At 46.4% G+C, this 26,311-nt stretch carries 24 protein-coding genes and 1 riboswitch; all 24 genes read right to left on the bottom strand.

All coding sequences use genetic code 11. From position 1 onward, the window contains the following. Positions 1 to 59 precede the first annotated feature (59 nt). The 24 genes from mtrB to B0H94_RS03165 all read right to left on the bottom strand — a co-directional run bounded on the left by mtrB (position 60) and on the right by B0H94_RS03165 (position 26,279). Positions 60 to 278: a trp RNA-binding attenuation protein MtrB gene (gene mtrB, locus B0H94_RS03275; protein WP_106587816.1), complete on the bottom strand. Its 219-nt coding sequence runs from the start codon at positions 276 to 278 to the stop codon at positions 60 to 62. A 28-nt stretch (positions 279 to 306) separates the two neighbouring features. Then, a complete protein-coding gene (gene folE, locus B0H94_RS03270) occupies positions 307 to 891 on the bottom strand; it encodes a GTP cyclohydrolase I FolE (protein WP_106587815.1) in 585 nt (194 codons plus the stop codon). 631 nt (positions 892 to 1,522) lie between these two features. Then, positions 1,523 to 3,004: a stage IV sporulation protein A gene (spoIVA, locus tag B0H94_RS03265; RefSeq protein ID WP_106587814.1), complete on the bottom strand. Its 1,482-nt coding sequence runs from the start codon at positions 3,002 to 3,004 to the stop codon at positions 1,523 to 1,525. A gap of 116 nt (positions 3,005 to 3,120) precedes the next feature. Continuing rightward, the gene (locus B0H94_RS03260) at positions 3,121 to 3,873 is read right to left on the bottom strand and encodes a hypothetical protein (protein ID WP_181315234.1); all 753 of its coding nucleotides are present in this window, start codon (positions 3,871 to 3,873) and stop codon (positions 3,121 to 3,123) included. A gap of 27 nt (positions 3,874 to 3,900) precedes the next feature. Further along, on the bottom strand, positions 3,901 to 4,101 hold the full coding sequence (locus B0H94_RS03255; protein WP_106587813.1) for a DUF2768 domain-containing protein: 201 nt from the start codon (positions 4,099 to 4,101) through the stop codon (positions 3,901 to 3,903). A gap of 117 nt (positions 4,102 to 4,218) precedes the next feature. Then, complete coding sequence (locus B0H94_RS03250) at positions 4,219 to 4,491, bottom strand: stage VI sporulation protein F (protein WP_106587965.1); 273 nt, start codon at positions 4,489 to 4,491, stop codon at positions 4,219 to 4,221. 55 nt (positions 4,492 to 4,546) lie between these two features. Beyond that, complete coding sequence (locus B0H94_RS03245; RefSeq protein ID WP_106587812.1) at positions 4,547 to 5,581, bottom strand: NAD(P)H-dependent glycerol-3-phosphate dehydrogenase; 1,035 nt, start codon at positions 5,579 to 5,581, stop codon at positions 4,547 to 4,549. An 11-nt stretch (positions 5,582 to 5,592) separates the two neighbouring features. Further along, complete coding sequence (gene plsY / locus B0H94_RS03240; protein ID WP_106587811.1) at positions 5,593 to 6,237, bottom strand: glycerol-3-phosphate 1-O-acyltransferase PlsY; 645 nt, start codon at positions 6,235 to 6,237, stop codon at positions 5,593 to 5,595. Between the two features lie 129 nt (positions 6,238 to 6,366). Then, positions 6,367 to 7,680 (bottom strand): ribosome biogenesis GTPase Der, encoded by a 1,314-nt coding sequence (gene der, locus B0H94_RS03235; RefSeq protein WP_106587810.1) that lies wholly within the window; start codon positions 7,678 to 7,680, stop codon positions 6,367 to 6,369. An 86-nt stretch (positions 7,681 to 7,766) separates the two neighbouring features. Beyond that, complete coding sequence (locus tag B0H94_RS03230; protein WP_106587809.1) at positions 7,767 to 8,369, bottom strand: YphA family membrane protein; 603 nt, start codon at positions 8,367 to 8,369, stop codon at positions 7,767 to 7,769. A gap of 98 nt (positions 8,370 to 8,467) precedes the next feature. Beyond that, positions 8,468 to 9,496, bottom strand: a complete 1,029-nt coding sequence (fni, locus tag B0H94_RS03225) for a type 2 isopentenyl-diphosphate Delta-isomerase (RefSeq protein WP_106587808.1) — start codon at positions 9,494 to 9,496, stop codon at positions 8,468 to 8,470. A gap of 12 nt (positions 9,497 to 9,508) precedes the next feature. Beyond that, on the bottom strand, positions 9,509 to 10,663 hold the full coding sequence (rpsA, locus tag B0H94_RS03220; protein ID WP_106587807.1) for a 30S ribosomal protein S1: 1,155 nt from the start codon (positions 10,661 to 10,663) through the stop codon (positions 9,509 to 9,511). An 82-nt stretch (positions 10,664 to 10,745) separates the two neighbouring features. Next, the gene (locus B0H94_RS03215; RefSeq protein WP_106587806.1) at positions 10,746 to 11,351 is read right to left on the bottom strand and encodes a lysophospholipid acyltransferase family protein; all 606 of its coding nucleotides are present in this window, start codon (positions 11,349 to 11,351) and stop codon (positions 10,746 to 10,748) included. Continuing rightward, positions 11,351 to 12,028 carry a (d)CMP kinase gene (gene cmk / locus B0H94_RS03210; protein ID WP_106587805.1) on the bottom strand — a complete coding sequence of 226 codons (678 nt, stop codon included), beginning with the start codon at positions 12,026 to 12,028 and terminating at the stop codon, positions 11,351 to 11,353. The genes B0H94_RS03215 and cmk overlap by 1 nt, the downstream gene beginning before the upstream one ends. An 85-nt stretch (positions 12,029 to 12,113) precedes the next feature. Next, positions 12,114 to 12,827 carry a flagellar brake protein gene (locus tag B0H94_RS03205; RefSeq protein ID WP_106587804.1) on the bottom strand — a complete coding sequence of 238 codons (714 nt, stop codon included), beginning with the start codon at positions 12,825 to 12,827 and terminating at the stop codon, positions 12,114 to 12,116. A gap of 172 nt (positions 12,828 to 12,999) precedes the next feature. Next, positions 13,000 to 14,364 carry a germination protein YpeB gene (gene ypeB, locus B0H94_RS03200; RefSeq protein WP_181315232.1) on the bottom strand — a complete coding sequence of 455 codons (1,365 nt, stop codon included), beginning with the start codon at positions 14,362 to 14,364 and terminating at the stop codon, positions 13,000 to 13,002. A 14-nt stretch (positions 14,365 to 14,378) separates the two neighbouring features. Then, the gene (gene sleB / locus B0H94_RS03195; protein ID WP_427909925.1) at positions 14,379 to 15,320 is read right to left on the bottom strand and encodes a spore cortex-lytic enzyme; all 942 of its coding nucleotides are present in this window, start codon (positions 15,318 to 15,320) and stop codon (positions 14,379 to 14,381) included. 532 nt (positions 15,321 to 15,852) lie between these two features. Continuing rightward, positions 15,853 to 19,302, bottom strand: coding sequence for a methionine synthase (metH, locus tag B0H94_RS03190; RefSeq protein WP_106587802.1), 3,450 nt, complete (start codon positions 19,300 to 19,302; stop codon positions 15,853 to 15,855). Then, the gene (locus B0H94_RS03185) at positions 19,299 to 21,143 is read right to left on the bottom strand and encodes a bifunctional homocysteine S-methyltransferase/methylenetetrahydrofolate reductase (RefSeq protein ID WP_106587801.1); all 1,845 of its coding nucleotides are present in this window, start codon (positions 21,141 to 21,143) and stop codon (positions 19,299 to 19,301) included. Before B0H94_RS03185 ends, metH begins: the two co-directional genes overlap by 4 nt. Positions 21,144 to 21,165: 22 nt before the next feature. Further along, complete coding sequence (locus B0H94_RS03180; RefSeq protein WP_106587800.1) at positions 21,166 to 22,287, bottom strand: methionine biosynthesis PLP-dependent protein; 1,122 nt, start codon at positions 22,285 to 22,287, stop codon at positions 21,166 to 21,168. A 252-nt stretch (positions 22,288 to 22,539) separates the two neighbouring features. After that, positions 22,540 to 22,639, bottom strand: a riboswitch (SAM riboswitch). 68 nt (positions 22,640 to 22,707) lie between these two features. After that, positions 22,708 to 22,872: a hypothetical protein gene (locus B0H94_RS15085; protein WP_181315231.1), complete on the bottom strand. Its 165-nt coding sequence runs from the start codon at positions 22,870 to 22,872 to the stop codon at positions 22,708 to 22,710. A gap of 148 nt (positions 22,873 to 23,020) precedes the next feature. Then, positions 23,021 to 23,998 (bottom strand): asparaginase, encoded by a 978-nt coding sequence (locus tag B0H94_RS03175; protein WP_106587799.1) that lies wholly within the window; start codon positions 23,996 to 23,998, stop codon positions 23,021 to 23,023. Then, positions 23,995 to 24,987, bottom strand: a complete 993-nt coding sequence (locus B0H94_RS03170; protein WP_106587798.1) for a YpdA family putative bacillithiol disulfide reductase — start codon at positions 24,985 to 24,987, stop codon at positions 23,995 to 23,997. Before B0H94_RS03170 ends, B0H94_RS03175 begins: the two co-directional genes overlap by 4 nt. Positions 24,988 to 25,010: 23 nt before the next feature. Next, the gene (locus B0H94_RS03165) at positions 25,011 to 26,279 is read right to left on the bottom strand and encodes a Glu/Leu/Phe/Val family dehydrogenase (RefSeq protein WP_146139904.1); all 1,269 of its coding nucleotides are present in this window, start codon (positions 26,277 to 26,279) and stop codon (positions 25,011 to 25,013) included. Positions 26,280 to 26,311 lie beyond the last annotated feature (32 nt).

Here is a 26,311-nt window from a genome sequence, read left to right as displayed (position 1 = left end):
CATTCGAGCACTTTCATTATAGCATATCGGCCGCCGGGCTGAAATACGGTTCGTCCGGGTTAATCTTCGGTTTTCATTTCACCGTGGCTCGTTTGAACAACCGCTTTTCCCCGAACCTTTACCGCGGATGTATGTTCTGTAAATTGGGCAATCATAATCTCACCGCGGTCAAGCTTTTCAGAATGGTGAAAGCGCGTGTCCGAACCGCGCGTCAAACCGATCACATTCACACCATCTTCTTCAGCTTTGATCACAAAAAAGTCCTGCTCTCGACTCATAGCGACTCCCCTCTTTCTCCTCTTCAGTTTAACCGCCGGGCTTGGAGTTACGGTCTAAAAACGCTAAAACTTCCGAACGGGCGGCAGCATCTGTTTCAAAACTTCCTCTTACCGCTGACGTAACGGTTACAGCACCAGGTTTTTTCACCCCACGCATCGTCATGCACATATGCTCTGCTTCAACTACGACCATAACGCCGTGCGGTGCTAAAGTTTCCCGGATCGCTTCAGCCACAGAGGAAGTGATTCGCTCCTGCAGCTGCGGGCGGCGGGTGACAGCTTCTACTGTCCGGGCAAGTTTACTTAACCCTGTGACTTTTCCATCTTTTGGTATGTAACCGACATGAGCATGACCGTAAAACGGGACTAAATGATGTTCACACATCGAATAAAATGGGATATCTTTTACAAGAACAAGCTCTTCATGATCTTCACCAAACACTGTCATTAAGTGCTCTTCAGGTGATTCATACAGACCTTGAAAAACTTCTTCATACATTTTAGCAACTCTTTTTGGTGTATCTAACAGCCCTTCACGGTCCGGATCTTCTCCGATGCCTTCAAGCATCATCCGTACCGCCTGCTGGATTTTTTCATGGTCGAAACTGCTCAAGAGCTTCCCCTCCCAAACTGCGAATTGTAATCGTTGAAAATTTTAGCATAGCCCGCGGCTAAAAGCAAAATGAGCGCATTTTATGTATGTTATGGAGTGAAAAGTCAGCTTCTGTACACACTTTTGAAAAGTGAAGGCTGACGTCACTTTTCGGCGGATGCTTGCCCAAGGCACGGCCTCAATTTCCTCGGCAGAAGCACACTTCCTGCAGGATTTCCGGCTCGTGCTGTTCCTGGTGGCGTCACCGGTGCTCGTCAGCCTGACATGATTTCAATATAACAAAATACGCAGCTTTCATCTTATAAAAATGAAACGTCGTAAACAGCGTCAGTGAAATAGATCAATGAGTTTGTCATCCTATAACACGACTGTAAGAAAGGCTTTTTAAAGTGTAATTGTTTTCGCACACGATATCTTCTAAGCTGTGATGTTTTTTATTTACATACAATTCTCTTAAACATCACTTAGAAGAGCAGTTGTAATCAGCAGTTTTTTACGCGCCGGCCTTAAATCATGGGAAGCGAGCAGTAAGCTGTTCGTGAATTTAAGAATTTGTACTTGAGCACCAGTCTTCAGCTTGCTAAGTATAACTTAACAAGCTGAGTTGATGCAGACGTATTCAATTTGTAACTTATAAAATAATGGCGATTAAACCGCCGGATCCTTCATTAATCATACGCTCAAGCGTTTCTTTTAATTTATAGCGTGCATTTTCCGGCATAAGCGATAACTTGGCTTGAATCCCTTCGCGGACAATTGAATTCAGCGAGCGGCCGAAAATGTCTGAATTCCAAATCGAGAGCGGATTCTCTTCAAAATCCTGCATTAAATAGCGGACAAGTTCCTCACTTTGCCTTTCTGTGCCGATGATAGGTGCAAACTCTGACTCTACATCAACTTTAATCATATGAATTGATGGCGCAACAGCCTTTAAGCGGACCCCAAACCGTGAACCTTGTTTAATAATCTCCGGCTCATCAAGGCTCATGTCTGTAACGGCTGGAGCTGCGATACCATAACCGGTCTGCTTCACCATTTTCAGCGCATCCGAGACTTGGTCATACTCATCTTTTGCATGAGCAAAATCCTGCATTAACTGCAGCAAATGATCCCGCCCGCGAATTTCGACCCCTACCACTTCTTTTAAAATCCGATCGTACAAGTCATCCGGGGCAAATAAATCAATGTCTGCTACACCTTCACCCATTTCGATACCAGCAAGACGTGCATCTTCAATACACTCAAAATCTGAGGCAAACTGCCCGACAACCCGGTCCACATCCCGCAGACGCTTAATATCTTTCACAGTTTCGTGAACTGATGTTTCATATTCTTTGCGCAGCCAGTGATCTTCACGAAGTACCATCACCCAGCTCGGCAAGTTCACATTCACTTCATGCACCGGAAACTCAAATAATACTTCGCGTAGTACACCGTGAATGTCATGCTCGGTCATACTTTCCACACTTAATGCTAATGCAGGAATGTCATACGTTTCACTCAACTCACTGCGAAGGTTTTCTGTGTCCGGATGATGCGGGCGTACAGAGTTAACAATGACAATAAACGGCTTACCGACTTCTTTTAACTCTGCAATTACTCTTGCCTCTGCTTCAACATAATCTTCGCGCGGAATATCACCGATGGACCCGTCAGATGTTACCACCACGCCTAGCGTGGAATGTTCTTGAATAACTTTTCGGGTTCCGATTTCAGCAGCTTCTTGAAATGGGATCGGCTCTTCAAACCACGGCGTACTGATCATTCGCGGCCCTTCTTCATCTTCATATCCTTTTGCACCTTCTACGGCATAGCCGACACAATCTACAAGACGCACATTCACATCAAGACCTTCGTCCACGCTCAAGGCAACAGCTTGATTAGGGACAAATTTGGGCTCAGTTGTCATAATTGTGCGGCCGGCAGCACTTTGCGGCAGCTCATCCTGGGCCCTCTCACGTTCAACGTCACTTTCCATCCGCGGCAGCACCACATGTTCCATAAACTTTTTAATAAATGTCGACTTTCCCGTTCGCACCGCTCCGACAACACCTAAGTAAATGTCGCCGTCGGTACGCTGGGCAATATCTTTAAACACATCGGTCTTTTCCACCTGCGTTCCCCCTCCCATCTTAATGCACCGGCTTCTGCCACCTATGCCAGACAGTAAAGTGTATGATGTTGTCCATGTGTTATGACTACCACGGACATAAAAAACCTCTCAGCATTTTACGGCTGAGAGGTTTCATCGAGGTCAGGACCTTCTACACTTTCTGGTTCATAAGAGCTGTAAGCAAGTTCACCCTCATCTAATTCATAAGGGACAGAGAACATCGGAATGAATGGCTCATTTTCGAGCAGGATTTCGCGGAGGTCATCATAATCATCAACAGATACCTCTTCGTGTTCAAGTTTTTGATAAATGTCCGGGGCATAATCTACGATTACCTCACCGTGCTGATTCACCCTAAGCGGCAGCGGGTTGCCTGAATACGGACTCTCTACCGACGCTTCACTTACCGACAATGAATCTTCATCTACAGCATAAACATTCTCACCTAGCGCATCCTCAAGCGGCGCAAAATCATTGGCTTGAATGTAGCGGTTTACTTCCTGCTGAAACGATTGAATGTCGTCCATCATGCTTAAGTCCATAACTTTTACTTCCGGGTTTTCTTGAACGTCAATCAGCATGTACTGATAAATTCCGCCTTCTTCAAAACTGTTCGGTGGCGGCTCTGCCAAATACCGCGGCACAAGCTCCCGAAAGTTAACAACATAACGCTCTAACTCCGGTGTATCCGCATCCCGGTTTTGAAGCGGAAGTACACCTTGATCGTCTTGATATTGATCTACTGCTGCCTGCACTTCCTCAAGCTGCGTATCGTGCGGCACGCTGCTTTCGCTGCTGCCGGGGTAAAAGCAGCCGGCAGTTAAAATTAAAATAACGAAAGCAAAAGCTGCTTTATACATGAACTGCATCGCTTCTCACCTCAGCTTTCACCGCCGTTAATAATCGGCGGTCGGTCCTTGTATAACAATAATAAACGTAATAATGCCGGCAATCACTAAGCATACAAATGAGAATGACATTACAATAAACCGCAGAATACCACTTAGTTTTGACTTGCCGAACAACGCTAGTACAACAGATACAAACATTAAACCTAAACCAATAAATGAAAACCACATATTTTCAAGCGGTGTCATCGACCATCCTCCTTATCGCGCTACATTATACCATATGTAACCGGTTTTTGTTCATCAAGTTCAACAAGCCGTCAAATTTAAAAACCGCTCCAGGTTAAGGAGCGGCCCTAAGCTGTTTTAGTCTTTTGGAAAAAGCGACGACAGGGAGTTAAAGTCAAGCGGTACATCTTGGTTTAAAATCGCTTTGACGAGCTGCTCTTCTTTTTCTTTTGAAACCGGTACACCAGCAACCCGGCTCACATCGTGAATTAAACGACGCACGGTTTCTTCGTTCTGCAAATCTGCATCATTCACTGCACCGGCCAATTGAAACAAATCATCCTGGTCTACGTTCGTTTTTGAATGAATTTGGTCAAATACATTCTTGTCGTTTTGATGGCGCACGGCCATTCCCCCTTTTTCAGCATTCAGCATATCTTATGCCCTTCTGCTGAAAAAGTGTATGTTACTGCGTAGAATTTGACGGGCCGAGATCCTCAACTTCTCGTTTTTTCACGCGGCCCATCAACCGTTCGCTCGCTTCTTTTGGATCCAAGCCATTAAACAATACTTCATACAAGGCATCTGTGATCGGCATCTCAACGTCATATGAGGCGGCTAGCGACTGAACTGCTTTTGTCGTCTTCACCCCTTCAACGACCATTCCCATTTGTTCAAGCACATCATCTAAACTCCAACCTTCACCTAACATGCGTCCGCACCGGAAGTTACGTGAATGCTCGCTCGTGCAGGTAACGATTAAATCGCCAAGCCCGGAAAGTCCGGAAAATGTCAATGGGTCCGCACCAAGGCGGCTCCCGAGCCGGGTGATTTCTGCTAAGCCACGCGTCATCAAAGCTGCTTTCGCATTATCTCCGTAATCAAGGCCGTCAGTCATACCGATACCAAGGGCAATAATGTTTTTTAATGCTCCACCGAGTTCAACACCGATCACATCCGGATTTGTATACACGCGAAAGTGCTGGGTCATAAATAAATCCTGGGCTTCTTCCTGATGCTTCAATTCAGCTGAGGATACTGTAACGGTCGTTGGCTGCCGTTCACTCACCTCTTCAGCATGACTTGGACCGGAAAGGACAGCGATCCCGCGCACGGTACGTTCTTCGAGCTCTTCTTCCATCATTTCACTAACCCGTTTTAATGAACCTGGCTCAATGCCTTTTGTAGCGTGGATGAGCAGCACCGGATGTTGAACCACGCCGTTTAATGTCTGCATCGTTTCACGTACTGCACTTGTCGGAACGACGGAAACGACTGCATCAGCTGTGGAAGCTGCTTCTTGAATCGAGCTGGTTGCTTCGAGTTGATCAGGCAGGCGGCGGCCCGGGAGATAGGCTTCATTTGTTTTTTGCTCATTAATTTCTTGCACTTGTTCTTCCCGCCTCGCCCATAGCTTTACCTTATGACCATTATCACACAATACGACAGCGAGCGCTGTACCCCAGCTGCCCGCACCAAGCACTGCTACAGATGCTGGCATGCGACCCCTCCTTACGATGATTTTTTACCTAACTTACTTTCTGTACCGCGCAGCAAACGTACAACATTTGTCCGGTGTTGATACACTAAGAGCACACCTACTGCCACGCTGAACCAGAAGTACGGCGGCGGATGATCGTAATGCGACATCGTAAACCATAATACCACCGGTGTGAAAACGCCAAAAATGAGTGATCCTAAGGAAACATACCGCGTAACGATAATCGCGGCAATCGCCGCAAGACCGACATAAATCGCCGGGAAAAATACGAGTGAAGCCACAACACCGACAGTTGTTGCTACCCCTTTACCCCCGCGAAAGCCGTAATACACTGGCCAGTTATGTCCAAGAATCGCCGCAAACCCAGCAAGTGCCGGAGCAAGACCTTCCGTGGCCACAGCCGGGAAAAGTGTCGGAAGTACAGCCATCTGTTCAAGTCCGCGCGCAATCCATACTGCTGCAATTCCTTTAATAATATCTAAAGATAAAACGATAATTGCTGGACCGGTACCCAGGATTCGCATTGTATTTGTCGCACCTGCGTTACCACTTCCAGTCGTTCGTATATCAATTTTTTTCACTTTCTTTGTAATCTCATAACTAAAGCTTACGGCACCGAGTAAATACGCAAGCAATACTGCGATTACAACATCCATCGGCTCCCCCCTATCTTTACAAAGCAGCAGATTAGACATCAGCCCAATTTTCACCGCACACCTTTCTATCTCTGCTTAAGTGTTAGTACGGCGCGGGCTTGTCCTGATCTTCACCCTTTAGCGCTGAAACTAATCGTTTTTCTTTCGAGCAAGCAGCCGAAGCGGTGTACCTTCAAGCTGAAACGAACGTCGCAGCGTATTTTCAAGAAACCGCTCATATGAGAAGTGGAAAAGTTCCGGATCATTCATGAACACTGTAAATGTCGGTGGTGCAGTCGACACTTGTGTAATGTAATTAATACGCAGTCGCCGCCCTTTATCCGATGGTGCCGGGTTTACAGCTACAGCATCCATAATGACTTCATTTAAGATATGCGTTGGCAGACGCATATTATGATTTTCCGCAACTTCCTTTACTTTCGGAAGGATATGCTGCACACGAGCACCTGTTGCTGCTGACATAAACAAGACCGGTGCATAAGTTAAAAATTGAAACTCTTCACGAAGCAGCTCCGTATACTGCTTCATCGTCCGACCATCTTTTTCAACCGCATCCCATTTATTAACGACGAGCATAATTCCCCGGCCTTCATCGTGGGCAAGTCCAGCAATTTTTTTATCGTGCTCAATAACTCCTTGCTCACCATCAATGACAACAATGGCAACATCGGAGCGCTCAATAGCTTTCATAGCCCGCATGACACTGTACTTTTCTGTGTTTTCATATACTTTTCCACGCTTACGCATACCTGCTGTATCAATTAACACATAATCTTGACCGTCTTGGTGAATCTCTGTATCAATAGCATCGCGCGTCGTTCCTGCCATATCACTTACAATCACCCGTTCTTCACCAACAATCGCATTTACGAGCGAAGATTTACCAACGTTCGGACGCCCAATCACTGCGAGCCGGATCGTTTCTTCATCATAAGGATCATCATCTTTTTCCGGGAGGTGCTTAACAATCTCATCTAAAAGGTCACCAAAGCCACTTCCGTGTGAACCAGAGATGGCAACCGGTTCGCCGATCCCTAAATTATAAAACTCATAAACGAAATCCTGCATCTGCCAATTATCAAGTTTGTTCACACCGATCACAACCGGTTTTCCAGCCCCTCGTAAAATCCGGGCAACTTCTTCATCAGCCGGTGTAATCCCTTCTCGACCGTTTGTAGCAAACAAAATAACGTCTGCTTCTTCAATCGCAAGCTCTGCCTGCGAACGTACTTGTTCAATTAAGGGCTCATCTCCAGTATCGATGCCGCCGGTATCAATTAAGTGAAACTCTTGGTTCACCCAGTCTGCATTTCCATAAATCCGATCCCGGGTTACACCTGGCGTATCTTCTACGATGGCCATGCGTTGACCGATGATTCGGTTAAATATTGTTGATTTACCAACGTTCGGACGACCGACAATGGCCACAGTTGGTTTTGTCATTTAAACCCCTCACTTTCTCCTATATCACACACACCTGTTGACACTATACCTTGTGAACGTACGAAAAGAAACCCTGCACTTAAAAATCACTGGGCTTGCTTGTAAATCTCAGCTGGTATGCTTTCATACCGCTGCTTAGGATTTGCATTCAACCAACTTATACTTGACTGAAGCATATATAGACCGAACGCGCTGTAAGCAGCCGTATGTAAAAATAAAAACGTACTGCCAAGTTGCATCGTTTCAGTTAAAGGTAAAAGAAGTACAGCCGTTAAACTCTCTCCAGCCCACAACGATAAAAATAGTATAATCCAAGCGCTGCCTTCACTTTTGCTGAACGTAAAAGAAAGAACGCATAAAAATAATGCAATCATTACTGCAGGCGGACCGTAAAACACAGCCGGGCTGTGAAACACTGTAAGTACGCCTGCTGCATATAAAAACACACCTGCACTTGAAGCTAGAAATGAAACGTGCTTCCCTTTTCGACCTAAACTTAAAATTAACGTAAGAAATATTACAACATAAAGCCCGTTTAATTCATAAATCAACCCGAACTGTAACTGAAAAGCACCTGTACTTATACATATTAAAAGGACAAAAGCTTGGATGGTACGTTGACTGCCTTTACGACTAAAAAACGTAACAAAGACCCATAAGCACCAACTTACCGCATAATATATCAACACTGCTCGATCGCCTGCCTCCACTGCACATGTATTTGTACAAGGATTGCCAAATTACAGACGAAAAAACCGGGCGGAGACGAAAATCTCCCCCCGGCTTTTTAACGCAAACCGCGTTCACTCAGCCAGTGATGTGTACTTCCTTGAACGACAAGAGGCGCTTGCTGTAATTCATGCAGGTCTTTTGCGCCGACAGCCGTCATTAAATATCGCAAAGTGCCGTGCATACGATTAATCGACTCAACTGCAGCATCGACCCCGCCGCTTTTTACTGCCTCGAGGATGCGTCCAGCCATGCCGCAGGCGTTTGCACCAAGCGCAACCGCTTTTCCTACATCTTCTGCATTCCGGATCCCACCGCTAGCAATAATATCAGCTTCGTTTGCTCCTGATCGAGCTTCGATTACAGAGGCCGCTGTAGAAAGGCCCCAGCTTTCAAAAAACGTGAGCGGCTCATCACGGCGCACGTTTTCAATCGCTGCAAAGTTCGTACCTCCGTTTCCACCGGTATCGATCACTTCTACACCAATTGAAGCTAATGTGCCGGCCGTCTCATGTGAGATACCAAAGCCTACTTCTTTCACAATCAGTGGAACTGATACAGATTCTTTGATCGCTCGTAAACGCTCTACAGTACCGCGAAAATCACGGTCCCCTTCAGGCATTACGAGCTCCTGGATCGGGTTAAGATGAATCTGCAATGCGTCTGCGGCAATCATGTCGACAGCCTGTTTTGCTTGTTCAGGTTCTGCTTCACTGCCAAGATTCGCAAATAGCAAACCCTCCGGATATGTTTCGCGCACGACTTCATAGGTCCGGCGCTCCTTAGTATCCTTTAGAGCAGCCATCTGTGAACCGACTGCCATGGGCAGCCCTGTCATTTGACAAGCCCGAGCAAGTGAGCGGTTAATCTTTTCTGTTTCCTCACCACCGCCGCCGGTCATTGCATTCACAACGATCGGCGAACTTAAATGAAGTCCGCCGATCGTTGTGGAAATATCAACATCGTTGAAAGCAATCTCGGGCAGACTCGTATGCACAAAGCGAACATCTTCAAATCCGTTTGTTTCTTTACGACTGCCTGCTACGGCGTGAGCAATATGATCGCGCTTTCGTTCAGCTCTACTCACGTGGCAAACTCCTTAATCCCGGTATTTTTTCAACTGATCGCCGATCAAGTCACCCATAGAGAAGGTGTTATGATCTTCTTCAGGCGATTCATATTCTTGTTGAACTTTCGGATCTGGTGTTTGCTCATCTTCAAGCTCGCGGATGCTTAAAGAAATACGCTGCTCTGAAGGGTTAATGTCCAGCACTTTGGCGCTGACAGCCTGACCTTCTTCAAGTACTTCATCCGGTGTACCGATATGACGGTTTGCAATTTGAGAAATGTGAACGAGCCCTTCAACTCCTGGCGCAAGCTCTACGAAAGCACCAAAGCTGACGAGGCGCTTCACTTTACCGTCAATAATGTCACCAGGTTCAATTTGCCCTTCAATCGTTGTCCAAGGTCCAGGTACAGTATCCTTAATCGACAACGACACGCGCTCATTATCAGGGTCTACTGCAAGAATGCGAACATTTACAGAGTCACCTTCATTTACGACTTCACCTGGTGTCTCTACACGGTGATGCGCCATCTGGGAAATGTGAACGAGTCCATCTACACCGCCGATATCAACGAAAGCACCAAAGTCTGTTAAGCGCTGTACAGTACCTTCAACATCATCGCCGATATTCAACGTTTCAAGCAGTTTTTTCTTTTCAGCATCAGCTTCTGCATCAAGCACTGCACGCTGGGAAAGAATCAACTTGTTATCGCTCGGATCGAGTTCAACAATTTTCAAGCGCAGGGTGCGGCCCTGGTAATCGCTGAAGTCTTCTACGTAATGACGCTCAACAAGCGAAGCCGGAATGAAACCGCGTACACCAAGGTCAACAACAAGACCGCCTTTAACGACTTCAGCAACTTCAGACTCGAGAATTTCACCCGCGTCATATTTAGCTTTCAACTCATCCCAAGCGTGCTCTGCAATTGCTTCGCGGCGGGATAAAACGAGTTCATCGTCTTCGACTTTTGTCACTTTCAGTTCAATTTCGTCACCTTCAGCAAGGACATCTTCAACTTTTTCAACATGCAGGCTGGACAATTCGCTGATTGGCACAACCCCATCAACTTTATACCCTGCGTCCACATAAGCCTGCTTATCTTCGACTTTTGTCACCTTAGCACTTACTAAGCTTCCGACAGCAAGCTCCTGCATTTCGTTAATTTCATTGTTCATTTCATCTACCATTGACAACTGCCTCCTTCTTCGTCACTGCCCTATAAGGAACAAAACTGTTATTTATTTAATTCTAATTCGGTGAGAATTAGAATTATTCACGCTCTTCAATGTACGGTGTGTCTCCGTTTGCTTTCACATGTGCAATGTGGGCCATAATTCGCTCTGTCGCTTCGCTTGAAGAACTTTTGCCTTCGCGAAGGTCATCCATTGGAATCGGCCGGCCGTAAATGACTTTAATTTTTGCAAACGGCCGATATTTGCCGACAACGGCACAAGGAACAACCGTAGCATCGCTGCGTGTCGCGAAAAAACCGGCTCCGGCCAAACCTTCGCCGAGCTCTCCGGTTTTACTGCGTGTACCTTCCGGAAACATGACAAGTCCTTGGTTTTCTTTCAAAACCCCTAAGCCTGCCTTCAGCGCCTGGCGGTCTCCGCCGCCACGTTTAATGGGTACAGCACCGAGGGCGTGAAGCAGCACACCAAACGGCTTGAAAGAAAAAAGTTCACCTTTTGCAAGAAACGCCATATGCCTCGGAAGAAAAGCACCAACAAGCGGCGGGTCAAGGTTGCTGATGTGATTTGAACAAAGCAGCACCGGACCGCTCTCCGGCACGTTGTGCTTACTAACAACAGTTACCCGGAAAAACGTTTTGAAAAACACCCTGCAAACAAATTGACCAAATTTATATATATTCATCAGGGGGTCTCCCCTAACTGGCGGAGAAGTGACTCAATTTCAGCAACAACGTCTTCAACCTGTTGATTTGTTGTATCAATTTCATATGCATCGCGAGCTTTCACAAGCGGCGCGATAGTCCTGTTGGCATCTTGTTCGTCCCGCCGGCTGATCGCCTGCTTGATTTCCTCAAAATCTGAAGAAATTCCTTTTTCCACATTTTCTTCGTGACGGCGTTTCGCCCGCTCATCAACAGAAGCCGTTAAGAAAACTTTCAATTCTGCATCCGGCAGAACGTGCGATCCAATATCGCGCCCGTCGAGAACCGCTCGCCGGTTGGCAGCAAGCATCCGCTGCTTTTCTGCCATCATACGCCGGACTGCTTCGTGAGCAGAAACTTCTGAAACGGCTGCTGTCACTTCTGGAGTACGCACACCTTCTGTCACTTCCGCGTCATTAACATAAACGCGGGGTGCTTCTTCATTTCCACCAAGTTCAAGCTTGATACGTTCAAGCAGCTGAGTTAACTGCTCTTCATCGTGTAGCGGAAGGTCTTCCTGCAGGGCTTTCCATGTTAAAGCCCGGTACATTGCCCCTGTATCCACATAAAGGTAGGATAGCCTACCGGCAAGCTGCCTTGCGACTGTACTTTTTCCGGCCCCTGCTGGACCATCGATTGCAATATTTACTTTGTCCATGCATCCACCTCTTGCTTTTTAACCTATGTAGCATACTATAAATTCAGATTATCACAGCAAGCTCCGAAAAACAAACGAGGCGGTATTAGCGCCGGCCGGATTTTACACGTTTAGAAGCCATCTGTTTTTCTAAACAATATTCGATGACCCGTTCTTGTTTCTTAGAACTGATATCGATAAATTTGACTGACAGCTTTCGGTCCTCCCGCCCTTCACCAAGAGGGGTAACCCGTACAATCCGGGCTACAGCTCGAATGTATTCGACCTGACCGTTTTCCATATGAATAACAAGCCAGAGGATCATCTCCCCCTCTGTTGCAACCGGCTGCTTAGGTGGAATGTAAAGCGCGGCGCCTCCGCCGCTTAAATCAATGGTTTTTGTCGCGAATGGCTCTGCCTCTTGAGCAAGTGGATGCAGTGCTGCATTGACTTCAGTAAACACCCGGACATAATTGCGGCGCTGTATACGTGCATATTTTTTGCGTCCTGGATCATGTAAAAGCAGTGCTTGGACACTCGTATTTGCCTTCCCTTGAATTTCAGTATCAAAAGTGTACACAGCTTGGTCTTTTCCGATAAACCACGCTCTTACCCCTGTCCCTTCAAAGAAATAGCCGGTTTCTTTTGTATCTTCACGGGTCGGTTGTTCGATGACAAAATGCTCATCTGTATGATCCACCAAACGGGCATAAAAACGAACATATGATGACGCTAGCTTTTCTCCTGTTTTCACATTCCAGGTTTTTAAAGCTTCTCCAACTTCCATTTCTAAATACAGCGTATCCCCAATCTCAATCATTTAACTCTCCCCTTTAACTATGACAATTCACCGTTTCCTATGCGTTATTTCAATGCTTGTTATTTTTTAACTTGTGCGCTCACGACTCAAGTCGCGAGCTTAAACTTCCACAATACAATTATCACATGTTAAACAAAAAAGAAGAAGCCTTTTGCCTCTTCTTTTTTGTCATTTAATTTGCTGAAGCACCGTAAACTGGCTCGGCTTCAGGGAGCTTATCGACGCGCTCTTCAGCCCCGGTTTCAGCGTTCATAAATATACGGAAGCTGTCATCTCCTTTAGTTCCAATAAATTCGTACGTTAACACGAGCTCGTCCTGCTTGTCTTCTACAACAGCAATATGGCTTTCTTGAACATCAATATCTTTATGCATGCCTTCAGCTGCTTCTTCCTCTGAAATTTCAGGTTCAGTTTCAAAAGACGCATCTTCATGGGCTAAAAACTCGATGGCTTGGTATCCATTCACTTTACCGTCTGCAAGCGACACTTCTACAAGTAGATCAAACGGATACATACGCACCCCGTCGATCACAGGGACAAATTGAAACGCTCCTGTATGGTTGTACTGTTTACTATCCACAAGTGCTATCTCTTTTTCAACGCGTTCATCTATAAACGCTGCTGCTTTTTCTGAAGCCTCGTAAAGACTTATCGTTTCCTCGTGTGCACCAGATGCTTTTTCACGCATAAACCAAAGCGGCAGACCGCCTTGCTTTGTGACATCCATCATGTAAACACTTGAACTTTCCGGATCTTGGATTTCAAGTTGATAACCAGGATAAGCTGCGCCATCGCCGAGTGATTCGATGGTTACTTCAGCACGGTCATTGATATCGAGAAAATTTAAAGCTTTTTGTTTTGCTTCATTTTGAGATATCTCTTCTTTTCCATCTAACACATCAGCAAGTGCATCTTCTTCATTACTTCCAAACGGACCAGAAGCTGCGCCTTCATTTTCTGAAAAACCTTTCACGTCGTGATTAACCCGTTCGAAGTTAACCATAAGCGGACTTTCTGCCTCCGGTCCCCCGTTTACAGCCTGCGCTTCAACATCCACCCAGCTAATTTCCTGCTGCATCGCTTCAGCTTGCAGGTGCCGCATACCTTCTTTTAATTCTCCTGCTTGTGCATAAAAGTTTTCAAGTGCTTGTTCCTCTTCCGATTCCATTGGCCCATCTTCGCGGCTTTGAATGGCGCTTTCATAACTGAAAGATCCAAGTTCATTTAAAAACCGGTCTGTTTCTTGAAGTGGGAGTGCCCCTTTAGGAAGCTGGCCCACTTCTGCATGTGCCTGTTGAGATAGACGCCACACTTCTGCTAAAGAACCAGAGCGTGATTCTGCGCCGTTTTTCGCAAGGGCCGCCCCAAGCTCACCTTCTAATTGATCAATATGGTACACAAAATCATGAAAGGCTCTTTGATAACTGTTTTCTTGCTGCAGGGCAAAACTTTCTTTCGCTTCATGCGTTTGGTACAGCCATACGCCTGCAAATGCAAGCAGTACAGCAAGCACGCCGATGGCTGCGTTCTTTCCCACAAATCCCACCTCCGTTATTCAGCAAAAATGTGCTTGCCGATTTGTTTAATTTGCGGACGCGACCAGATCCAGTCGGACTCCGCTGTTTCAGGGTTAAAAAAGTAAAGTGCTCCACCGGTTGGGTCTTGGCCGTTAATCGCGTCAAGAACAGCCTGGCGTGATTCTTCATTCGGCTCAAGCCAGATTTGACCATCCATAACCGCCTCAAACGCCAGCGGTTCAAAAACAACGCCGTTTACAGTATCAGGGAATTCATCGCTGTTCATCCGGTTGATAATAACGGCTGCAACAGCCACCTGCCCGGTATACGGCTCACCGCGTGCTTCACCATGCACGGCATTAGCAAGCATTTGAATATCATTATCCGAAAATCCATCAGGAACATTCATTGCTTGATGGATGTCCGCTTCCCCGTCTTCCTCTGTCACTTCTTCGTCTGCTGCTTCATTCCCGCCGGTGTCAGGGGGTTCTCCTTCGTCTCCCTCACCTTCAGGGGGGGACTGGTCACCTTCTGCAGGCGGCGCGGATTCTCCTGTTCCGCCACTTCCTGTATCAGGGGCCGGACCTTTTTGGTTTTCAAGCGGCGTCCCTCCGTAATGCGTAAATGAGCGACCTTCTTGAAGCATCCGCTGTACGAAAGCTTCATCATAAGAAGTAGCTTCAACTAAACGATCTTTCATCTCATTTCCAACCAGTCCGTCAACTTCAAGTCCAAATGCTTCTTGGAAATTGCGAACTGCCCAGTACGTCCCCCAGCCATACACCCCATCAATTGTACCTTCGTAATACCCGTTATACTGCAGCCGTGCTTGCAGTTCCACAACGTCGTCTCCGGTTGCCCCTCGTTGAATCGTCTGCTCGGAAAAAGCATCAACTGTCGCTGCCGGAAAGCTGAGACAAATGACACCACTGCAGATGATGATCAACCGGACGGTTGTTTGCAGCATCTGTTGCATACAAGGGCCTCCTTTACAGCTTTTTCGTGCTTACAGCTGTTTGTAGTTTGAAGCAAAAGCTTACATTTATACAAAAAACCTCCCATGTCATTTCATGGGAGGGAGGCAGGGCGCCGACAAAGTACGAAACTTAACATTAACTTACAACTTACTGCTCCAACCGCCGTGGGCCGCTGAACCATAAACGTGAACTTCACTTCAAACGGACGCTTTCCCGCGGCTGTCTCAAAAGGTTTACAAACATTCGATTTAAGAAAAAGGCACAGGAAATATACGATACTCCTGCAGGAAAACGGGCAGCTGAATCCCCCGCATTGAGCAGGTTTTTCACGTGTAAGCTGATACGCCATCCGGCGGGGCGGCAAAGCAGACACGGCGAAACCAAGCGTAAGCGCTGATTGAGTCGATGTCGCACTTGTGCCATTAGTGAAAGCGTGTAATTTCTTGTGCCTATCATTTAAACCATATCTTACGAGACAGCCTCTTCTCAAAATTCGTTTGCTGAAGTTTTTAAAGCTGTATGCAACTGATGTTAACGAGCGGCTCCAACGTTAAAGTAACGGGCCTCAGGGTGGGCAAATACCATGGCTGAAACTGAAGCTTCAGGTTCCATCATATATTCATCCGTTAAGCGGACGCCGATCTCTTCTGGTTCAAGCAGACGGAAAAGCTTCTCCTGATCCTCTAAATTTGGGCACGCCGGATAACCAAACGACACGCGAATGCCTTGATACTTTGCCGAGAATCGTTGTTCCATCGTCATATCAGGCGAATCTGGAATTTCCCAGGCGTCACGCATCATCTGGTGGACGTGTTCAGCAAAGCCTTCTGCAATTTCTAATGCTGATGCCTGCACAAGATGGCTGAATAAATAATCGCCCTCTTCTTTTGCCTTTTCTGCTAATTCCCTGACGCCTTGGCCGGCTGTAACAGATAGAAAGCCAACATAATCCATCTCGCCGGACTCACGGCTTCTTAAAAAGTCAGCGAGACACAAATGCGGCGGCTCAGGCTGGCGCGGAAAACTGAAACGCTCGAGCACCTTTTCGCCTGACGCATCAGCATACACTAAAATATCATTGCCGTCGGCCTGCGCCGGAAAGAATTGATATTTGCCGTGGGCCTGCATAATCCCTTCAGCTTTAATACGGCGAAGCAGCGCATCAACTTCATCTTTTAACTTGAGCGCTTTTTCATCTTCTTGATGTAACAGCCGGCTTACTTTGCCTTGTAAGCCTAGGTGCTTACCTAACAACATCTGCAAGTTGATGTAAGGCTCAATGTGAGCGATGCTGTAGTTTCTTAAAATGTGTGGCTTTGTATCCCGCGGCTTGTGCACTGTAACGTCTTGGCGGATATCTGAACGCGGCAGAACTTCATCTTTCGCAGGTGCTGCAAGCGCAGGGGTGGCACTTTTTGAGGCTTCTAGCTTTTCGTTCGTTTCTTCAATAAGCTTCTCACGTTCTGTCGGTTCCGCAAGCCGGTTGGCAATCTCTAAACCGTTCATCGCATCTTTTGCGTAAAGTACGAGCCCTTCATATTCTTTTGCGATTTTTTCATTTGTGAAGCGCCGCGTTAAAGCAGCACCACCGACAAGTACCGGAATAGAAATGTCTTGGTTTTTTAAATCCTGGGCTGTGAGCACCATTTGCTGAGCAGATTTCACGAGCAGACCGGAAAGACCAACCGCATCCGGTTGTTCACGGTCAATGGCTTCAATTAACTCGTTTGAAGTAACTTTGATGCCTAAGTTCACAATTTTAAAGCCATTGTTGGATAAAATGATATCCACTAAGTTTTTCCCAATATCGTGAACATCACCTTTCACTGTAGCTAGTAAGATCTTACCTTTACCGCTGTCGTCCTCTTTTGCTTCCATGTGCGGCTCTAATTGAGCCACGGCTGCTTTCATTACTTCTGCACTCTGCAGCACTTCAGCCACGATTAATTCGTTGTCATTAAACAGCTGGCCGACCCGATCCATCCCGTTCATGAGCGGCCCATTTATAATTGAAAGCGGCTCATCGTAACTTGCGAGCGCTTCTTCAATATCTTTTTCCAGTCCCTCTTTTGTTCCCTCTACGACATATTCACCGAGCCTGTCTTCAAGGGGAAGATTGGTTTCCACCGTTTTTTTCTCTGCCTTTTTACCACGGTAAAAGGCTGTGAATTCAGCAAGCGTCGCTTCGCTTGTTTCATACAGCAGCTTGCGCGCGAGCTCTTTTTCTTCATCCGGTATGCTTGCGTAACGCTCAAGCTTCTCAGTATTAACAATCGCATAGTCTAAGCCTGCATTTGTACAGTAATACATATAAGCCGCATTTAACACTTCACGTCCGACCGGCGGAAGACCGAAAGAGACGTTACTCACGCCGAGAATGGTCGTACATTCAGGCAGTGCTTCTTTAATTAAGCGGATACCTTCAATTGTCTCTTCTGCTGAACCGATATAGGCTTCATCTCCTGTGCCGACAGGAAAGACGAGCGGATCAAAAATAATGTCGCTTCCTTGAAGCCCGTACTTATGAACAAGTAAATCATACGAGCGCTTTGCAATTTCAAGCTTCCGCTCCCTAGTAACAGCCATACCCTCTTCATCAATCGTGCCGACAACAACTGCCGCTCCGTAATCGCGTAAAATCGGCGCAAGTGCTTCGAAGCGTTCTTCACCATCTTCAAGGTTGATCGAGTTAACGATGGCTTTACCTTGAGAATACGTGAGTGCCATCTTTAAAACATCTGCATCGGTCGAGTCAATCATGAGAGGCACTTTCACTTTATTAACAACATAACTCAAAAACTTCTCCATATCCTCGTACTCATCACGGTCCGGATCAGCCAGACAGATATCGATCACGTTCGCTCCTTTTTTCACTTGCGCACGGGCGATTTCTGAAGCTTCCTCGTACTTTTCTTCGGTGATTAACCGTTTAAACTTACGCGAGCCAATCACATTTGTACGCTCCCCGACAAAGATCGGTGCCATGTCCTCTTCATAAATGAGCGGCTCGATGCCGGAAACCGTGTGGCCTGCTCCTTCGGAACGTTCACGAGGTGCATAACGTGACGCTACATCCTTCATGACTTCAACGTGTTCAGGCGTTGTGCCGCAGCAGCCTCCAATCACATTGAGCCAGCCGTTTTCAGCGAACGTTTCAAGCTTTTTACCAAGGGAGGCCGGCGACTCATGATAATGCCCTTCCTCATCCGGCAAGCCTGCGTTTGGGTAACAGTGGACAAACGACGTAGCAAGATCAGAAAGCGAACGCAAGTGATCCCGCATAAACTCCGGACCTGTGGCACAGTTTAAACCGACAACTGTTGGATTCATATGTTCAAGGGAGATATAAAACGATTCAATCGTCTGCCCGGCTAACGTTGTACCCATCGGCTCAATTGTGCCGGAGATCATCATCGGCAGTTCATATCCACGTTTTCGAAAAGCACGATCGATCCCAATATAAGCAGCTTTGACGTTACGCATATCTTGACTTGTCTCAAGGAGAAGTATATCTGCCCCGCCATCCATCAAGCCGAGCGCCTGCACTTCATACCCGTCAGCAAGCTCTTCAAACGTGGCACCGCCGGTAACCGATAAAGATTTCGTCGTCGGACCCATCGCACCGGCAACAAACCGTGGATGGTTATCCGTACTGAACTTATCCGTTTCTGCTTTAGCCAGTTCTGCTGCTTTCACATTCAGTTCATAGGCTAAATGCTGCAAATCGTAGTCACTTAAAACAATTGGCGTGGCACCGAATGTGTTTGTTTCAATAATATCTGCACCCGCTGCCAAATAATCGTAATGGATTTTCGACACAACTTGAGGTGATACTTCATTTAAATATTCATTACACCCGTCATATGCTTCACCGCCGAAGTCTTCAGGTGAGAGGTCTGCGTTTTGCAGCATCGTACCCATTGCCCCATCTAAGACGAGGATTCGTTTGTTCAGCTCCGTTTGAAATACGTGTTCGCTCATGAAGTGACATCCTTTCGACCGGCTTGTGTTTCTTTAATATAGCGCGTTAGTTCTTCAGTTAGTTCATAACGGAGAAACGGTGTGATTAAATACACGCCGTTAAAATATTTTAAAGCTTCATCGATTAAATCCTTTGCTAACTGCAGCCCCGTTTCTGCGCTTTTTTCACGATCTTCACCGCAGGCAGCCATTTGTTCGCGCACTTCATCCGTTAACTTAATCCCGGGAACTTCGTTATGCAAAAACTCCGCATTGCGGCTGTTAACAAGCGGCATAATCCCCATAAAGAATGGTGTTGATAAATGTTTGGTTGCCTCATAAATGTCTGCAAACTTTTCTTTCTGATACACCGGCTGGGTCATGAAGTAGTCAGCTCCTGCTTCAATTTTCTTCTCAAGCCGGGTAACTGCACGCTCAAGCCCGCGGACGTTCGGATTAAATGCCGCAGCAATAGTGAAGTTCGTCTTCTCACCTAAAGACTTGCCTGAATACGAGCGACCTTCATTCATCTCTTTCATCATTGAAATTAAGTCAAAGCTTGTTAAATCATAAACCGAGGCAGCGCCTGGAAAATCACCGACTTTTGTCGGGTCGCCAGTCACAGCCAGTACGTCCTGCACCCCTAGCGCATGCAGCCCTAAAAGGTGAGACTGCTGCCCGATCAAGTTCCGGTCGCGGCAGGCGACATGCAGAAGTGGCCGTGCGTTCGTTTCTTTTTGAATCATGCTGCCAACGGCTAAATTATCGACGCGCGGCGTTGCTAAAGAATTATCTGCAAGCGTGACTGCATCCGCTCCAGCTTGATGAAGTGCTTCAGCTCCACGAAGGAACTTATTTAAGGATGCAGGCTTTTTCGGCGGGTCAAGTTCAACGATCACAGTTGGTTCTCGTTTCACTTTTTCAGGAAGTGATTCTGCAGTCGAAACCGCAGAAGTCCCTGCCGGCTCTGGAACTGTCGGTACGACAGACTTTTCGGTCACAGGCGTAGCACCTTTTACTGCATCACTTATCGCTTTCACATGCTCCGGCCGGGTGCCGCAGCAGCCGCCGATTAAGCGCACACCTTGTTTATGAAAATCTAAAGCACGTTCGTAAAAGTATGATGGATTTGACTGGTACACAAACCGGCCGTCTTCGTAATCCGGCAGGCTGGCATTCGGGTAAGCTGAAAAATGCGCATTTTGTAAAATTGGAAGTGTTTCAAACGAGCGGAGAATATGATATGGGCCCATACGGCAGTTTACCCCGACAACGTCCGCCCCGGCAGCTTCGAGCCGCTTTAACGCATCTTCAAGCGGAAGTCCACCTTTCATCACACCGACATCTCCAAGTGACACTTGTGCAATCACCGGAAGCTCAGACTGCTCGCGCACAGCCTTAACCACGTTTTCTGCTTCTTTTAAGTCATAAAATGTCTCTAGCAAGAGACCGTCTACACCTTCATTTAAAAGCACATTGACTTGTTCACGATGAGCTTGTTCGACTTCAACCTCACTTACATCCGCTCGCGACAACCCGTAAATGCCACCAATTGTACCAAGGACATACGCTTGTCCGTCAGCAGCCGTTTTGGCAATTTTAACGCCTTGGCGGTTCATTGATTTCACTTCATCTTCTAAACCATGCTTTTCAAGTTTCACCCGGTTTGCTGCATACGTATTCGTCTGCAGCACATCGGCACCAGCTTCAACATAAGCTTCGTGCACAGCTTGTACATCGAGCGGCCGGTTCACATTTAAGGCTTCAAAACTCCCTTCACAACCTCGTTCGTATAGCAGGGTGCCCATTGCTCCGTCTCCGACAAGTACCTGCTCATTTAATGCTTCTTTTAAAGATTTCATGGCTCTTCGCTCCTTCTTATGCTTAGCTCAAACTCAACTTATCTTTTGCTGCTTGCAATGCATGATTTAAATCTGCTGTAATGTCTTCTGCGGCTTCCACACCAACCGACATTCTAAGCAGTTTATTACAAACACCGTTACGTACCCGTACTTCTTCAGGCATATCTGCATGCGTTTGTGTTGCTGGATACGTCATTAAACTTTCCACCCCGCCGAGACTTTCTGCAAATGTAATCAGCTGCAGATGCTGTAAAAGTGGGTCCACAAGTTGTTCATCAGTAACGCGGAATGAAAGCATGCCACCGCGCCCTGCGTACAACACATCCTGGATCAGCTCATGTTTTTCAAGAAAATCAGCTGCTGCTTTTGCATTTGCCTCGTGCTGGCGCATGCGTAAAGCAAGGGTTTTCATCCCCCGGACGACAAGCCATGAATCCATCGGGCTGAGCACTGCGCCCATGCCGTTATGGAAACTAGCAAGCCGCTCACAGATGCTGCTTCCTTTTGCCGCAATTAACCCGCCGACAACATCGTTATGACCGCCAAGATATTTTGAAGCACTGTGAATCACAATATCAGCACCGTCTAAAAGCGGTTGTTGAATGACCGGTGTGTAAAATGTGTTATCAACAATGAATAAAAGGTTATGTTTTTTTGCCAGTTCAGCAAGTGCCGGGATATCAGCTTCCTGCATGAGTGGGTTTGTCGGCGTTTCAATGAACAAGGCCTTTGTACGTTCTGTAATTTCACTAGAAAACGCATGAATATCACGTGGATCACCATAATTAAATGTCACACCCCAGTTGCGCCAACCTTCTTCAAACAAACGATACGTACCACCATACAGATCACTAGATGCTAAAATCTCATCCCCGTAATGAAATAGAGCCATCACCGTTTGAATGGCTGCCATTCCAGAACTTAAAGCATAACCTTGATCTCCGCCTTCAAGGTCGGCAATTGCCTGTTCTAAAATTTCTCGCGTCGGGTTGCCTGTACGAGAATAATCGTAACCTGTAGACTGCCCAACGCCTTCATGACGGTACGCCGTTGACATATAAATTGGAGGGTTCACCGTACCTGTTGTTTTGTCGCTTCGGTTTCCGATTTGTGCTAGTGCCGTTTCTACACGGTAATTTGTCATGTTGTGTTCATCCTTTCCATCGGCATTTCATGTTTTTGACTGCTCGCAAAGCTTTAAAATCCGGATGCACTTTATTATATAGTTGTGAACTTTCCTACAATTAAGTATTTAACAAGCCAAGCACAAGACAAAAAGCCTGCTGAATGTTTTATCACAGTTGCTCTCATCACCTTAACGTAACAAAATGTATTTAAAAAGCCTTCTTCTAATATAAGAAGAAGGCTTCACGTCTGCTTGCGTGGTCGCTCGTTCTTCTTATCTTCCGGCTCACCGGGGGAATTAGCACCTGACTGCTATGCAGCTGGTTGCTGAGATTTCATCGGGCCGATCCCTCCATCTCTCTTGATAAGAATGACGTATCTTGTTTTGATTTTCATACCATACCTTATGTGTCGAAAAAACGCAAGGGGCGCCCCTAATTTATTCAGGGGTCGCCTCGATGTGCAGATCCGTCTCATTACCGCAGACACAACGTTTGAATCCTGTTTCGTATTCACCGTCTGCTTTTTGGCGGCCGCGGAGAATGTACTTTTCACCGCACTGTCCACAACGAATCGTTACGCGGTAGCGTGTTTCTGTAGCCATCGTCTCACTCCTTTGCTCTGGCCAAATGATCAGCTTGCAAAAACTTAGCGAAGGGCGAACCATAAAAGAAACACTTCATATATAAAATTATTTCTTGATTGAGTAATTAATATTACCAAATCCTATGCTTTGTGTAAAACAAAAGGGTTCACCGTTCATCAAACACCGCACGGAGTGCTTTTTCTTTTCGCGAAGCTAAATAAACCAGCAATTTTAACCGTGCTTTTTTCGCATCATAATCCCGACCTAGTACAGCCCCAGCTTGAAGCAGATCATAGGCACTACCTTCATAATCATACGTCGGGTGTACCTGCCCTTCTTCAGCATTGGTTGTTAATACGACTGGCACACCTTCAGCAAGCAGCCGCTTAACAACCGGCACAAATCCAACAGCAATCTGCCCTCGACCGGCCCCTTCGAGCACAAGACCATCGTAAGCGGTAAACAATGCCTCACTGAACAAATCTTCTTCAGCACCGAGGTAAGATTTATAAATCGCAACTTTTGGCGGAGCTTCTGAAATCAGTTCAAAAATATCTTCACGTACCGGCTTTTGAAAAATATAAGGCCGCTCATTATCCATAATACCTAAATAACCGTAGCCGAAGGAATCAAAACCCTGCACATTGGATGCGTGAACTTTTTTAACATACTTTGAGTGATAAATGCGTTCGTTAAATACGACAACAACACCTAGGTTATCGGAACTCGGATCAACCGCAAGTTGAATGGACTGCTTCATATTGGCATATGCATCTGTTCCAATCGCTTTAGGCGCGCGTTGAGCACCTGTAACGATGACTGGGCGCTCATCATGAATCGTTAAATTTAAAAAATAGGCAGTCTCTTCAAGCGAATCTGTACCGTGCGTAATAACCACACCATCAATATCTTCGCGCAGGAGCACTTCTACTTTCTGTTTTAATTGAAACAAGTGATCAGATGTCATATGAAGACTCGGGAGCTGAAACACTTCATAAACATCCAGTGTAATATCTTCTTGTTGTATATTAAGCAGACGCAATAGTTCATTTCCTTGAATCACACCTGAGTCAAGCCTGCCGGAACTACCTTTTGTATCACTTGCAATCGTTCCACCTGTTGTAATTACAGCAACGCGTTTCATAGATTCCCTCCTGCGCGTCCGGCGATAACCTCAGCAATCAGCGGGCCGTGATGCCGTCCGTTTTCAATAAATATTTCGTTTGCATCATTACCAGCTGCAATCACACCAGCAATAAATAAGTTTTTGACGTTTGTTTCCATCGAATCCGGTGCAAACTGCGGACGACCGGTGGTTTCATCTATCTCCACGCCAGATGCTGTTAACAACGCATGATCAGGGCGATATCCCGTCATTAAAAATACAAAATCGCTTGGGGCTTCGTGCGCCTTACCGCCTGTTATATAACTTACTACGTCTTTTTTTATCTCCGTTACGTGAGCATCATACACAAGATTGATCTTTCCTTTACGAGCGAGCGACAAAAATTCAGGTGCGATCCACGGCTTCACATCATCAGGTAGTTGTTCACCCCGGTACAATACGGTAACTTCAGCACCAGCTTTTTCAAGTTCTAAAGCTGCATCAACTGCCGAGTTTTTCCCGCCGACAATTGTTACTTTTTCTTGAAAAAATGGATGTGCTTCGTGAAAATAATGAAACACATGATCTTGTTCTTCGCCAGGAATGTCGGTTTTGTTTGGATTGTCGTAGTAACCTGTAGCAAAAATCACAAAATCAGCATCATACGCCTTGTTTTCACCTGACTTTTTTGATGTATGTACCGCGAAGCGACCGTCTTGTTTTTTTAACACGGCCGTAACGCGTTCGTACGTCTGAATGGAAAGTTGATAACGAACAGCCACTTCTCGGTAATAAGCAAGCGCTTCACTTCGACGGGGTTTTCGTTCAACAGTCGGAAAAGCGACGCTACCAATTTCTAAATTGTCACTTGAGCTGAAAAAGGTTTGGTGTGTCGGATAACGGTAAATCGCAGAAACCACATTTTCTTTTTCAATGATGACAGGATCAAGCCCGGCTTGTTGACAAGCAATTGCCGCTGACAAGCCGCACGGGCCGGCTCCAATAATTACAATTTGCTTTTGCGTCACTTTTCTCCCTCCTTTATTAAGGGTTACAACCAACCGCGGAACCGCGAAGCTTCTGCAGTTTTACGTACACCAATCATATACGAAGCAAGACGCATATTGACTTTTCGGCCGTGAGCGAGTCGGTAAATGTTATCAAACGCTTGAACCATCACATGCTCAAGCTTTTGTTCGACTTCCTCTTCAGTCCAGTAAAAACCTTGATTATTCTGCACCCATTCAAAATAAGAAACCGTGACGCCGCCGGCACTAGCAAGTACATCTGGTACAAGCAACACGCCGCGCTCGTCAAGAATTTTTGTTGCTTTTAATGTTGTTGGACCGTTTGCTGCTTCCACAACGATTCCTGCTTTCACCTGTTCAGCATTTGCTTCAGTAATTTGATTTTCAATCGCAGCCGGCACAAGAATGTCACAGTCTACTTCGAGCAGCTTTTGATTGCTAATCCGATCACTAAATAAGTTCGTAACCATACCGAAGCTGTCACGGCGGTCGAGTAAATAGTCAATATCGAGGCCGTCCTCATCGTAAAGTGCGCCGTGCGCATCAGCGATTCCTACAATTTTCGCACCAGCATCATGCAAAAATTTAGCTAGAAAACTGCCGGCATTCCCAAAACCTTGAATCGCAATACGCGTACCAGCAAGATTCCAACCTTTCTTTTTCGCCGCTTCGCGGATGCAGATGGTTACCCCTTTAGCAGTTGCTGCCTCGCGACCATGTGAGCCACCGAGGACAATCGGTTTACCTGTAATAAAGCCAGGCGAATCAAACTCGCGGATGCGGCTGTACTCATCAACCATCCAGGCCATAATTTGTGAGTTTGTGAACACGTCAGGTGCCGGGATATCTTTTGTCGGCCCGACCACTTGACTGATCGCCCGTACGTAGCCGCGGCTTAAGCCTTCGAGCTCACGAAAAGACATATGGCGGGGGTCGCACACAATCCCACCTTTGCCGCCGCCGTATGGCAGATCAACAATACCAGCTTTTAACGTCATCCAAATACTTAACGCTTTCACTTCATTTTCAGTTACATCCGGGTGGAAGCGTACGCCGCCTTTCGTTGGACCGACAGCATCATTGTGCTGTGCACGGTAACCGGTAAACACTTTTGTAGAGCCGTCGTCCATACGCACCGGAATACGAACCGTGAATAAGCGTACCGGCTCTTTTAATAATTCATAAACTTCTTCTGGATAGCCTAGTTTATTTAAAGCATCGCCGACAACGGTTTGTGTGGAAACTAACAAATCCATATTTTCCGTTTGTTCCTTTGCTTCCTCTTCAGCCATTGGTTTCATTCACCTCGTTCAAAATCTTACGT

Origin of the sequence: Salsuginibacillus halophilus (assembly GCF_003014715.1) — a bacterium.
GTDB lineage: Bacteria > Bacillota > Bacilli > Bacillales > Marinococcaceae > Salsuginibacillus > Salsuginibacillus halophilus.
Note: the sequence above shows the minus strand (reverse complement) of the source record. Positions and strands in the feature narration are given on the sequence as shown.

Excerpts from the sequence above, each read along its gene's own strand:
- cmk (WP_106587805.1), bottom strand. The coding sequence starts at position 12,028 with ATGGACAAAGTAAATATTGCAATCGATGGTCCAGCAGGGGCCGGAAAA.
- mtrB (WP_106587816.1), bottom strand. The coding sequence starts at position 278 with ATGAGTCGAGAGCAGGACTTTTTTGTGATCAAAGCTGAAGAAGATGGT.
- B0H94_RS03215 (WP_106587806.1), bottom strand. The coding sequence starts at position 11,351 with ATGAATATATATAAATTTGGTCAATTTGTTTGCAGGGTGTTTTTCAAA.
- metH (WP_106587802.1), bottom strand. The coding sequence starts at position 19,302 with ATGAGCGAACACGTATTTCAAACGGAGCTGAACAAACGAATCCTCGTC.
- B0H94_RS03260 (WP_181315234.1), bottom strand. The coding sequence starts at position 3,873 with ATGCAGTTCATGTATAAAGCAGCTTTTGCTTTCGTTATTTTAATTTTA.
- sleB (WP_427909925.1), bottom strand. The coding sequence starts at position 15,320 with ATGCAACAGATGCTGCAAACAACCGTCCGGTTGATCATCATCTGCAGT.
- B0H94_RS03245 (WP_106587812.1), bottom strand. The coding sequence starts at position 5,581 with ATGCCAGCATCTGTAGCAGTGCTTGGTGCGGGCAGCTGGGGTACAGCG.
- B0H94_RS03180 (WP_106587800.1), bottom strand. The coding sequence starts at position 22,287 with ATGACAAATTACCGTGTAGAAACGGCACTAGCACAAATCGGAAACCGA.
- plsY (WP_106587811.1), bottom strand. The coding sequence starts at position 6,237 with ATGGATGTTGTAATCGCAGTATTGCTTGCGTATTTACTCGGTGCCGTA.
- B0H94_RS03255 (WP_106587813.1), bottom strand. The coding sequence starts at position 4,101 with ATGACACCGCTTGAAAATATGTGGTTTTCATTTATTGGTTTAGGTTTA.
- rpsA (WP_106587807.1), bottom strand. The coding sequence starts at position 10,663 with ATGGTAGATGAAATGAACAATGAAATTAACGAAATGCAGGAGCTTGCT.
- der (WP_106587810.1), bottom strand. The coding sequence starts at position 7,680 with ATGACAAAACCAACTGTGGCCATTGTCGGTCGTCCGAACGTTGGTAAA.
- B0H94_RS15085 (WP_181315231.1), bottom strand. The coding sequence starts at position 22,872 with ATGGCTACAGAAACACGCTACCGCGTAACGATTCGTTGTGGACAGTGC.
- B0H94_RS03185 (WP_106587801.1), bottom strand. The coding sequence starts at position 21,143 with ATGAAATCTTTAAAAGAAGCATTAAATGAGCAGGTACTTGTCGGAGAC.
- B0H94_RS03250 (WP_106587965.1), bottom strand. The coding sequence starts at position 4,491 with ATGGCCGTGCGCCATCAAAACGACAAGAATGTATTTGACCAAATTCAT.
- B0H94_RS03175 (WP_106587799.1), bottom strand. The coding sequence starts at position 23,998 with ATGAAACGCGTTGCTGTAATTACAACAGGTGGAACGATTGCAAGTGAT.
- B0H94_RS03165 (WP_146139904.1), bottom strand. The coding sequence starts at position 26,279 with ATGGCTGAAGAGGAAGCAAAGGAACAAACGGAAAATATGGATTTGTTA.
- B0H94_RS03205 (WP_106587804.1), bottom strand. The coding sequence starts at position 12,827 with ATGATTGAGATTGGGGATACGCTGTATTTAGAAATGGAAGTTGGAGAA.